The sequence below is a fragment of the Porticoccus sp. genome (genome assembly GCA_023261185.1).
GTDB lineage: Bacteria > Pseudomonadota > Gammaproteobacteria > Pseudomonadales > Porticoccaceae > Porticoccus > Porticoccus litoralis.
The window spans coordinates 1-10,921 of sequence record JALRJN010000075.1 but is presented as its reverse complement, the minus strand read 5'-3'; the positions used below and the strand labels follow the sequence as shown (position 1 = coordinate 10,921).

Genomic DNA, 10,921 nt, shown 5'->3' with positions numbered 1-10,921 from the left:
CATCAAGCAAAATGATATCAGGAGAGAGATCACTTACAATTCGCTCAATTCCGAGCCTTCTATCCTCGCAAACCGCAACAGGAACCTGGCTCGAAGAATTAAAAATTTGCAAGGGCTCATCGCCTACCTCTGCGGGTGTAGATTCACTCTTCACCCATTTAAAACCCACTGATTTTCTACCATAACCCCGACTTAGAACAACTACCTTTTTAGCGTTAAAAACCTCCTTTATCAACCAAAGAATCATAGGTGTCTTACCGGTACCACCACGGCCGAAGGTGACGGGATTTATGTTCAAAACAGGGGTCTGCACAGTAATAGACATCCAGGCCAGGCATTTTGTTAAATCCCACCACCGCATCCACGGGGTGCCGCTTGATCGCGTCGTCTACCCAGGCTGAAAACTTTCTGTACCTGGCGGGCCCGCTTGCCGCCTTTACAGGGGCGACTACCACTTGAAGCCAGTCCGGCTGGTCGCCATCCCAACTCAATGTATAGGCTATAACGTCATGCCCCCGGTCCACACAGGCTTTGGCAATACGCAAAAAATCCCGCTGCAACCCACCATAGGGAAAATACTTGTAGAAACAGAACGCGAGCTTCAAGACAACCGACCTTTATCGGCATCCAACGACTCAGAGGACAACAACTTTTCCAGTGCCGTGATCACCCTTTGAGGGGGCAAGTCATTGAGACACTTCATATGCCCCAATGGACACTCGCGCTTGAAACAGGGTCCACAATCCACAGGAATGGAAACAATGGCCACCCGCTCATTCAGGGGCGGGGTGAAACCTGGCGAAGTAGAACCGTAAACCACCACCAGCGGCCTGTTTAGCGCAGCTGAAATATGCATTAAGCCGGAATCGTTGCTGACAACCGCATCGCAGACTGACAAAAGATCAATCGCATCTTCCAGCTTGGTGACTCCCGCCAGATTGTGGCACTGCTGCCGGAGGTGCTCAGGCAAGGTCTCAATGATGGCCCCGGCCACGGCCTTGTCTTTCTCTGAGCCCATCAGCCACACCTGCCAACCCAGAGATAACCGATGGGCTGCCACTTCAGCATAGTACTTTTCTGGCCAGCGTTTGGCCGGCCCGAACTCGGCGCCCGGGCAAAGTGCCAAGACTGGTCGCTCGTCGGTCAGGCCAAACTGTTGGCGCAGCCCCGGCACTCGAGCGGAATCAGCATGCAGGTCGGGAATGGGTAATTTTTCCGGTAGCGGTGCCCCGGGGGGCAAAGCCAGGGCATCAAAGCGCTGAACCATTAGCGGATAGCGTGTTTCGTCCAATAGCCGGATGTCATTGACCAACCCGTACCGGAACTCCCCCTTCCAGCCCGTACGCAGGGGAATACCTGCGAACATCGGGATCAGGGCAGATTTCAGGGAGTTGGGCAACAGGATGGCCTGGTCATACCCCTCGGCCTTGAGCTCGCGAGCTACCTGTCTGCGCACAGACCACATCAGACTGCCGTGACCCACGGGCATGTCAATTGCCCTATTCACCTGTGGCATACGTGCCAACAGTGGTCGGCTCCAGGCAGGAGCCAACACATCGATCTGACAGTCGGGAGATTGCTGTTTGAGAAGAATGAAGAGCGACTGGGCCATCACCATGTCCCCCACCCAAGAGGGACCGATGATGAGAATTTTTCTGGCCTCAGTCATGATTTTCCCCGGGAAGCCGGGAGTTATTGACTCACCGGTGCCAACCACTCTGCGTGCTTGGCGAGTCGCCCCCTCACCAGGTCGAAATACTGCGACTGCAACTGCTCGGTAATCGGCCCTCTAGAGCCGGAACCGATTTCTCGTCCATCAAGCTCCCGAATGGGTAGCACTTCTGCCGCAGTTCCTGTGAAGAATGCCTCGTCGGCCACGTAAACCTCGTCGCGGGTGATGCGCTTCTCCACCACTTTGTATCCGAATTCAGCAGCCAACTGCATAACTGTTTTGCGGGTAATCCCATCCAAACACGAGGTCAGCTCCGGGGTGTAGAGCACCTGGTCGCGAACCACAAAGACATTCTCACCACTGCCCTCGGCCACATAACCTTCCGGGTCCAGCAGCAAAGCCTCGTCACAACCACAGTCAAGCGCTTCGCGCAGTGCAAGCATGGAATTGATGTAGTTACCATTGGCCTTCGCCTTGGTCATGGCAATGTTGACATGATGTCGGGTATAGGAAGATGTGCGAATGCGCAGCCCCTTTTCCAGGGACTCCGGGCTCATATAGGAAGGCCAGGTCCAGGCCGCCACAATCACATGGGTTTGCAGGGTGTCCGCACGCAACCCCATGCCCTCGGAGCCGAGGAACGCCATCGGCCTCAGGTAAGCCTCGTGCAGGTCATTTTCCCGCACCACCTGTTTTTGGGCTTCGTTGAGCTCGTCTTTGCTGTAAGGCATTTTCATGCCCATGATTTTGGCGGAACGAAACAAACGGTCGGTGTGGTCCTGCAAGCGGAAAATTGCCGCACCGCTGTCCGGTGTTTCGTAGGCACGCACACCCTCAAAAACCCCCATGCCATAGTGCAGGGTATGGGTCAGAACGTGCACCTTGGCATCGCGCCAGGGCACCATCTCACCATCAAACCAGATATAACCATCACGATCGGCAAATGACATTAATGTCTCCTCAAAACCGTCCGTTTCTTGGTACGGACAGGCACTTATTATCCCAGCAGTCGCTGCCAGACTGCTTTTACCTGCTCCCGTTCAGCGGAAAATTCCGTTGCATCAACGACACCTGTAGCCTGCTGTAATTGCAAACGGTGACCGGCGGAGCGATATTTCTTATAGGCACTGATCAGGCATTGAGCATCGTCACTGGATAGAACGCCACTCTCCTCGAGTGACTCAAGGATGCGAATATTATCGCTCCAATGGGTTAAACCGGTAATGTCGTGGGACCAGGCCAAGACCGCAAATTGAACCACAAATTCAATGTCAACGATACCTCCGGCATCCTGCTTTAGGTTGAATATTCCTTCTCCCGACTGGCCCCCAGCCCCCGAGCCCAGATGCTTTCGCATTTTGTCACGCATCTCGACAACGGCCTGTTTCAACTCTAGCGTATCCCGCTGACGACAAAGTACCCGCTCACGTATGGCATAGAACTGTTCGGCGAGAGTTTCATCACCTGCAATGGTGCGGGCCCGTACCAATGCCTGATGCTCCCATATCCAGGCCTCTTCCATCTGGTATTTTTCAAATGCACCGATTGAAGAAACCAGCATGCCCGAATTTCCGGACGGCCTGAGACGCATATCCACTTCGTACAGGTCACCGGAGGGCAATCGCGCAGTCAGTATATGGATGATCCTCTGCCCGAGCCGAGCAAAGAATGAAGCACTATCTATTGCCTTTTCACCATCTGTTGATTTCGCCGGATCGGCATTGTGCAGAAACACCAGATCCAGATCGGAACCATGTCCCAGCTCGATGCCCCCGAGCTTGCCATAGCCCACGATCAGGAAGCCGGCATCTTCGCCTGTGACTGTTCTGGGTTTCCCGTGTCGCGCCACCAGTTGTTCCCAAGCCATTTCCAACACGTGCTCAAGAATGGCCTCAGCCAGCCAGGTGAGATAATCACTGACCTGCATCAGTGGCAGAATGCCCTCCACCTCACAGGCGGCCACATGCAGCCCGTGGGAGCGCTGAAAATACCGCAGCACTTCCATCTGTGTTTCAAAATCATCACTGGGGATGCGCAACAACTGTTGTCGGAGTTCATCCGAAAGGGCTGCACGGTCGGGAAGGGATAATAAACTGCGGTTATCAAGCAACTCATCCAGCAAGGCCGGATAGCGAATCAGCTGATCGGCCACCCAACTACTGGCGGAAAATAACTCAACCGTCGTTTGCAGCGCAGATGGATTTTCCCGCAACAACACCAGGTAGGCACTGCGCCGCGCCACGGCAGCAATAAGCTTGAGGACACGGCATAGGGTTTCGGCGCTGTTTGGCATCTGCCCGCAAACGGGTATCAGCCGCGGCATCAGGCCATCAAGGCGGCCCCGGGTATCATTGGCCATTGCCAGCACGGCATGACTGTCGCGCAAACTGACAATACCGTTGACGGCCTTTGCAACATCGTCATACCCCAGCTCAGCCAGCGCTTCAGCCATCTGACCTTCAGGATCTGAACTCAACCACACAGTTTTGGCCAGCTCGCAATCCTGTGTTTCCGTGGAGGCTTCGGCATCCCGACGATCTTCCGCCACCACATCTTCAAACAGGCCCCGTATGCACGAGCGGTGCTTATCCAATCTCTCCAGAAATTGCGACCAATCTGAATAACCCATTAACACGGCAACAAGCGCCTGCCCCTCGGCATCCTGAGGCAGCAGTTGTGTCTGACGGTCCTGCCACCCCTGCAGAACGTGCTCGACATTGCGCAAAAACCGGTATCCCTCATAAAGCTGTTTTGCTTCCTCAGAGGACAACATGCCCTCCTCTGCAATCAGGGGCAAAACCGCCTTTAGCTCTGGCGTCTGAAAACGGCTGTCGCGGCCACCACGGATGATCTGAAACGCCTGAGCAATGAATTCAACTTCGCGAATACCGCCAGCGCCGCGCTTGACGTCAGCTGACAACCCCTTGCGTTGTACCTCGCGATTAATCATGGCCTTCATGCTGCGCAGAGACTCGAAGGCGCTGAAGTCGATGTATTTGCGGTAGGTAAATGGTCGCAGCATGGTCATCAGCTGGCGACCCGCCTGCTGGTCGCCAGCCACCACCCGGGCTTTGATCATCGCATAGCGTTCCCAGTCTCTTCCCTGGGTCTGGTAATACTCTTCCATAGCGTCAAAGTTGAGCACCAGAGCGCCGCTCTGCCCATAGGGCCGCAGGCGCATGTCTACCCGGAACACAAAGCCTTCCGCCGTGCGTGCATCCAGCGCCTTGATCAGTCGCTGCCCAAGGCGGACAAAGAATTCCTGATTGCTTAAATTGCGCTTGCCACCGCTGGTTTCACCGGCTTCCGGATAAGTAAAAATCAGATCGATATCGGAAGAGACATTCAGCTCCCAAGCCCCCAGCTTGCCCATACCGAGAATCACCATCTGCTGGGGATTGCCCTGACGATCGAGGGGAGTTCCCCACTCCTCGCAGGCTCGCCCATAGAGATACTCCAGGGTGACGCTTAGAACCGCTTCCGCCAGAGACGTCATGTCTCCGGTGGTTTCTTCAAGTTCCGCGAGGCGATTGAAATCACGCCACACGATTCGCACCATTTCACGGTTGCGGAACAACCGCAGCTTCTTCAGCAGTTCTTCCTCGGACGCAACGCCATCCAGGTGTGATCGCAGTCGTTGCTCCAGCTCGCCTGGGGCAAGGGCGTTATCCAGATCACCGGACAACACCAGCTCCTGGAACATCGTCGGCTGTTGCACGCAAGTTGTGGCCACAAACTCACTGCCACCCCAAGCGATGCCAATAGCGTGGGCAAACTGTTTATCCTGCAGGGTCTCATCCAGCCAGTCAGTCTGCTCTGACCCGGCACGGTTCCGGAAATGCTCCTGGTGACGCAACCAGTTCTCCATCAAGGGTGATGGCAACGATAATTGATGCATGGTCTTTCTCGGTCGTATGGGGCCACTGCGGACCGCAAGTTATTTTCTGCTGTCAGCTATCTTTCAGACGCCAACAGTTCATTATTATTTTCCTGAGGCCGGCGCAACCCTCAGGACCTCTTCCACAGATGTGGTCCCCGCACCCACTTTCTGGGCACCGCTAAGCCGCAGAGTACGCATTCCTTCCTTCATGGCCTGCAAACGCAACGCGGTGGTATCGGTATCTGCCGTGATCAGCTGTTGAATGGTTTCGGTGACGGGCAAGATTTCATAAATACCCTGGCGCCCGAGATAACCGGTATTCCGGCATTCCAGGCAACCCACTGGACGATATAGTTGCTGGGGGGATTTCACTTTCCACGGCGTCACCAGCGAATCCCATTCTGCCCCGGTCACCGGTACCGCCTCCTTACAATGGGGGCAGAGCGTTCGTACCAGCCGCTGCGCCATCACACCATTCAGTGTGACCTTGATCAGGTGAGCGGGAACCCCCAGATCCAGCAGTCGGGTGATGGCCGTTGGGGCATCGTTGGTATGTAACGTCGACAGTACCAGATGCCCTGTCAGTGCTGCCTGCACCGCCATTTCGGCTGTCTCCAGATCCCGTATTTCCCCCACCATGACAATGTCCGGGTCTTGCCGCATGAGCGTGCGAATACCGGCAGCGAAGCTGAATTCTATTTTGGGTTGCACCTGGCTTTGGTTAAAGCTGTCCTCCACCATCTCGATAGGGTCTTCTATGGTGCTGACGTTCACATCTTCCGTCGCCAGCTCCTTGAGGGTGGAATATAACGTGGTGGTCTTACCTGAACCGGTAGGGCCAGTCACCAGCACGATGCCATGGGGCCTGCCAGTCATATCCTGCCAGCGTTTCAGATCATCACCGCACAGGCCCAGCTCCTGGAATCCTCGCAGCAGTACATCCGGATCAAATATCCGCATCACCAGCTTTTCACCGAAGGCAGTGGGCAGTGTCGACAGGCGCAACTCCACCTCATTGCCCTCTGGCGTCACGGTTTTCACGCGACCATCCTGCGGACGGCGTTTTTCGGCGACATTCATGCGACCAAGAATTTTTAGGCGACTGGTCACCGCGGTCATCACAGCATCGGGCAGTTCATATACCTGGTGCAATACTCCGTCGATGCGAAAACGAATCTTGCCCTTTTCACGACGCGGCTCCAGGTGAATATCACTGGCGCGCTGATCAAACGCATACTGCAGTAGCCAGTCAACAATATTGATGATGTGCTGATCCTGGGCATCGGGGTCCTTCAGGGAGCCAATCTGGAGCAACTGCTCAAAGTTGGCCACCCCAGCCTTATTGGTTCCGGCGATACCCTTGGCGCCAAAGACTGACTTTGCCAGCGAATAGAATTCCAGGGTGTACTTGGCGATATCCACCGGGTTGGCAACCACCCGGCGTATGGGCTTGCGGGTGGTTTGTTTCAAGTCTTCCAGCCAGGAGGCCATGAACGGCTGGGAGGTAGCAATCATTAGCTCGTCACCGCCGGCATCAATACAGAGAATGTTGTGGCGACGGGCAAACTGGAAGGACATCACCGCAGTGACAGAGGTTACATCGATTTTCAGGGGGTCAATATGAGCCACATCCAGACCGGCGCGCTGAGCCAGCCACTGCGTCAGGCTCTCAATGGAAAGCTGCTTGCCCGGATCAGCCCGGTTTTCAGGACGCTGGCCAGCAATGTAGGCCAGCGGATGCAACAGTGACTGCTCCCGGTTGCGCTGTGAACCAGCAATTGCATTGGCATCCTGCTGTGTAAGCAGACCATCGGTGACCAGATCATTGAGCACGTTACCCAAATCCAGCAGTCGCTCCGCCACTTCACCCACCGCCATATTGTTCCACCCAGGCCGATTTTTCAGACATCTTTTGAGTATGAAGGCTATCAGAAAGAGCGACAACCAACATAATGTGTTTCAACAGGATTAAGTGCCCGCGATACCGTGATGCCGTAAAAAACGACAGGCGGCACTTCCATCACGACGATCTCTACTAATATTTAAGAACCAAGTCACAAAAACCTGTTTCAGGGAGGTCTGCCATGCTGACCAGACAAGGTGAGGATGAAACAACGCACTTCCGTTCCGAGAGAATTGAGTGCATGAACGGGAAATGGTTCTTTGCTATCCGGGAAAATACACGGATGGTCGGCCCCTTCAAATCCAAAGATACTGCACAGAAAGCCGCCAAGGCTTACGCTGCCGATGTTCTTGCTGGGCACACAGAGATAGACGCCATGTCCCATCAATTCCTGATGCGTGCTTATTCGCTGACATAATTACCAGCCCGCATATCCCTGCACGCAGCCCGGAAACCATTATGATTACCGGACTTTGTTGTGACCGGTAATTGCTTTTTTGGGTCTGCCCCTTACACTCAGCCCATGCAACTTATCCCCATGCTTCAGCGGCTGATTGCCGCCAACTCCATCAGCAGCGTCAATGCCGACATAGACCAGGGCAACCGTGAGGTCATTGAGCTACTGGCCCAGTGGTTATCCGACCTCGGATTTGCCACCGAAGTCATGCCCCTCGCCGACCCCCGCAAAGCCAACCTCATCGCCACCCTCGGCAATGGACCCGGCGGCCTGGTACTGGCAGGGCATACCGACACAGTGCCCTGTGACGACAGCCTATGGAGCCACGACCCGTTCAAGATGGTGGAGAAAAACCACCGTCTCTACGGTCTAGGCACCTGTGATATGAAAGGCTTCTTCCCACTGGTGATCGAAGCAGCAAAACAGTTTGTCAGCAAACCACTGAAACAACCGCTGATTATCCTCGCCACTGCCGATGAGGAATCCTCCATGGCCGGCGCACAGATGCTCGCTGCAGCAGGACGTCCCCGGGCACGCTATGCCCTGATCGGCGAACCCACCGGCATGAAGCCCATTAATATGCACAAGGGCATCATGGTGGAGAAACTGGTGATTGAAGGCCGCTCCGGCCACTCCAGCGATCCGTCATTGGGTCGCAATGCCATGGAAACCATGCATTCGGCACTGGGCGAATTGCTGAAACTGAGAGACGAGTTACAGGGTAGTCACAACAACCCGACCTTCCAGGTCGCCTACCCGACCATGAACCTCGGCTGCATTCATGGCGGCAACAACCCCAATCGTATTTGCGGAAGGTGTGAACTGGGCTTCGAAATACGCCCCCTGCCAGGCATGGACATGACGGCCCTGCAACAGCAGATTTCCGAGCGCATCCTGCCCCTTCAGGAGCGCGACGACGTCATGATCAACATCGACCATTACTGCGTTCCCGCCTTTGCCACCGAGCCGCATTCATCCATGGTGAAGATCTGCGAAGCCCTGACCCACCACAGCTGTGAATCGGTCTCTTTTGCGACAGAAGCGCCCTATCTGAAAGATCTTGGAATGGATGTGGTCATCCTTGGTCCAGGCAGTGTCGAGCAAGCCCACCAACCGGATGAATATCTGCCACTGGAACGCATTCAGCCCACGGTGGATTTTCTGATTCAACTGATTGGCCGCTGCTGTTTATAATGCCCCAACAACAATGAACGGCTGATACTGTGTCAGATTATGTGAAGTTCCTGCGCGACACCTCCCCCTACATCAATGCGCACCGGGGGAAAACCTTTGTCCTCGCCATCAGTGGCGAGGGGATTGCACACGCCAATTTCACAAACATCGTGCACGATATTGCCCTGCTGCACAGTCTCGGCATTCGCCTGGTGCTGGTGCACGGCGCGCGCCACCAGATTGAAGAGCGGCTCACCAATTGCGCCATAGAGGCTCGGTTCGACCAAAATACACGCATCACGGACAGTGTCACCATGGCCTGTGTGAAAGATGCTGTGGGTAGCGCCAGAATCACCATTGAAGCACAGCTATCCACAGGTGCGGCAAACTCACCCATGCACGGAGCTCGCATTCGGGTATTTGGCGGCAACCTGATCACTGCCAAACCCCTTGGGGTTAGGGATGGTATCGACTTTCACCACACTGGGGAGGTGCGGCGCATCGACCAGAAGGCCATTCAGAAACAACTGGATGACGGCGCGCTGGTATTGTTATCTCCCATTGGCTACTCACCCACCGGAGAACCATACAATCTCAACTATGAGGATATTGCCACCCAGGCCGCGGTGAGCCTGGGAGCGGAAAAACTGGTGATGTTCAGTGCTGAAAACGGCCTTTGCGACGATCAGGGCAACCTGATCAAAATGCTCTCACTGAACGAAGTACCCCAGACCCTCATCTCGCAGGCTGAAAACATCTCCCTGCAGAGAAACCTACTCGCCTGTTACCAGGCCTGTGAAAATGGCGTGTTACGCAGCCATATCATCAGCTATGCCGATAACGGCGCATTACTCACAGAACTGTTTACCCGCGAGGGCAGCGGCACCCTGATCCTCAAAAATGGCAAGGAAATCATCCGTCAGGCCACCATTGATGATGTGGGTGGTCTGCTGGAGCTGATTGAACCTCTGGAGCAGAAGGGCATCCTGGTCAAGCGTTCACGGGAACTGCTGGAAACGGAAATCAACCGCTTTATGGTCATGCAACACGCCGAGGGCACGCTGGTGGGCTGCGCCGCGCTCTATCCTTTCAGCGATGGCCATTCTGCCGAGCTAGCCTGTGTCGCCACGCACCCTGACTTCCAGAATCGTGGTTTTGCCTCTCGGCTGCTTGCCCAGCTGGAAACCTATGCCAGTCAGAAGAAAATACGGCAGCTGTTTGTCCTGACAACCCATGCCAGCGACTGGTTTAAGGAAAAGGGCTTTGTTGACGTCACACTGGAGGAATTGCCCGCTGAGCGCAAAAGCCTCTACAACTTCCAGCGCAAGTCACGGATATTCTGCAAGAATCTCCTATAACTGCTGATTCATCACCACTGTCTCTGCTATCCTTGCCGCCTTGTTTTTTTCAGGACGGCAGGAACAGAGATGGCCAAATACCGCTCACACACAACCACCAAAGGCAGAAACATGGCCGGAGCTCGCGCCCTTTGGCGAGCCACCGGGATGACCGATGATGATTTCAACAAGCCGATCATCGCCATCGCCAACTCATTCACCCAGTTTGTGCCGGGACACGTTCACCTCAAGGACATGGGCCAGCTGGTTGCCGAAGAAGTTGCCAAGGCCGGTGGTATTGGTCGCGAGTTCAACACCATCGCCGTCGACGATGGCATCGCCATGGGGCACGACGGCATGCTCTATTCACTGCCCTCACGAGACATTATTGCCGACTCGGTCGAGTACATGGTGAATGCGCACTGCGCCGACGCACTGGTATGCATTTCCAACTGCGACAAGATCACCCCCGGGATGTTGATGGCAGCCATGCGCCTGA

The 10,921-nt window shown here is 55.1% G+C and carries 10 protein-coding genes; 4 read left to right on the top strand and 6 right to left on the bottom strand.

Annotated elements, in window-relative coordinates; translation table 11 throughout:
• The 6 genes from ACYZYZ_RS06880 to ACYZYZ_RS06855 all read right to left on the bottom strand — a co-directional run.
• Positions 1-325: tetraacyldisaccharide 4'-kinase (locus tag ACYZYZ_RS06880; RefSeq protein WP_461483730.1), on the bottom strand; the 325-nt coding region annotated here is incomplete at its 3' end.
• Positions 255-605 (bottom strand): hypothetical protein, encoded by a 351-nt coding sequence (locus tag ACYZYZ_RS06875; protein WP_461483731.1) that lies wholly within the window; start codon positions 603-605, stop codon positions 255-257. The genes ACYZYZ_RS06880 and ACYZYZ_RS06875, both read right to left, overlap by 71 nt.
• Positions 602-1,669, bottom strand: a complete 1,068-nt coding sequence (gene waaF, locus ACYZYZ_RS06870; RefSeq protein ID WP_461483729.1) for a lipopolysaccharide heptosyltransferase II — start codon at positions 1,667-1,669, stop codon at positions 602-604. The genes ACYZYZ_RS06875 and waaF overlap by 4 nt, the downstream gene beginning before the upstream one ends.
• A gap of 23 nt (positions 1,670-1,692) precedes the next feature.
• Complete coding sequence (locus ACYZYZ_RS06865) at positions 1,693-2,622, bottom strand: branched-chain amino acid transaminase (protein WP_461483728.1); 930 nt, start codon at positions 2,620-2,622, stop codon at positions 1,693-1,695.
• A 47-nt stretch (positions 2,623-2,669) separates the two neighbouring features.
• Positions 2,670-5,570: a bifunctional [glutamate--ammonia ligase]-adenylyl-L-tyrosine phosphorylase/[glutamate--ammonia-ligase] adenylyltransferase gene (gene glnE / locus ACYZYZ_RS06860; RefSeq protein ID WP_461483727.1), complete on the bottom strand. Its 2,901-nt coding sequence runs from the start codon at positions 5,568-5,570 to the stop codon at positions 2,670-2,672.
• 84 nt (positions 5,571-5,654) lie between these two features.
• The gene (locus ACYZYZ_RS06855) at positions 5,655-7,430 is read right to left on the bottom strand and encodes a GspE/PulE family protein (protein WP_461483726.1); all 1,776 of its coding nucleotides are present in this window, start codon (positions 7,428-7,430) and stop codon (positions 5,655-5,657) included.
• Between the two features lie 206 nt (positions 7,431-7,636).
• On the opposite strand from ACYZYZ_RS06855, the gene ACYZYZ_RS06850 reads away from it, so the two are divergent.
• The 4 genes from ACYZYZ_RS06850 to ACYZYZ_RS06835 all read left to right on the top strand — a co-directional run.
• A complete protein-coding gene (locus tag ACYZYZ_RS06850) occupies positions 7,637-7,873 on the top strand; it encodes a DUF6316 family protein (RefSeq protein ID WP_461483725.1) in 237 nt (78 codons plus the stop codon).
• A gap of 105 nt (positions 7,874-7,978) precedes the next feature.
• Positions 7,979-9,106, top strand: a complete 1,128-nt coding sequence (gene argE / locus ACYZYZ_RS06845; protein WP_461483724.1) for an acetylornithine deacetylase — start codon at positions 7,979-7,981, stop codon at positions 9,104-9,106.
• A 29-nt stretch (positions 9,107-9,135) separates the two neighbouring features.
• Positions 9,136-10,443, top strand: a complete 1,308-nt coding sequence (gene argA, locus ACYZYZ_RS06840; protein WP_461483723.1) for an amino-acid N-acetyltransferase — start codon at positions 9,136-9,138, stop codon at positions 10,441-10,443.
• Between the two features lie 69 nt (positions 10,444-10,512).
• Positions 10,513-10,921: dihydroxy-acid dehydratase domain-containing protein (locus ACYZYZ_RS06835; protein ID WP_461483722.1), on the top strand; the 409-nt coding region annotated here is incomplete at its 3' end.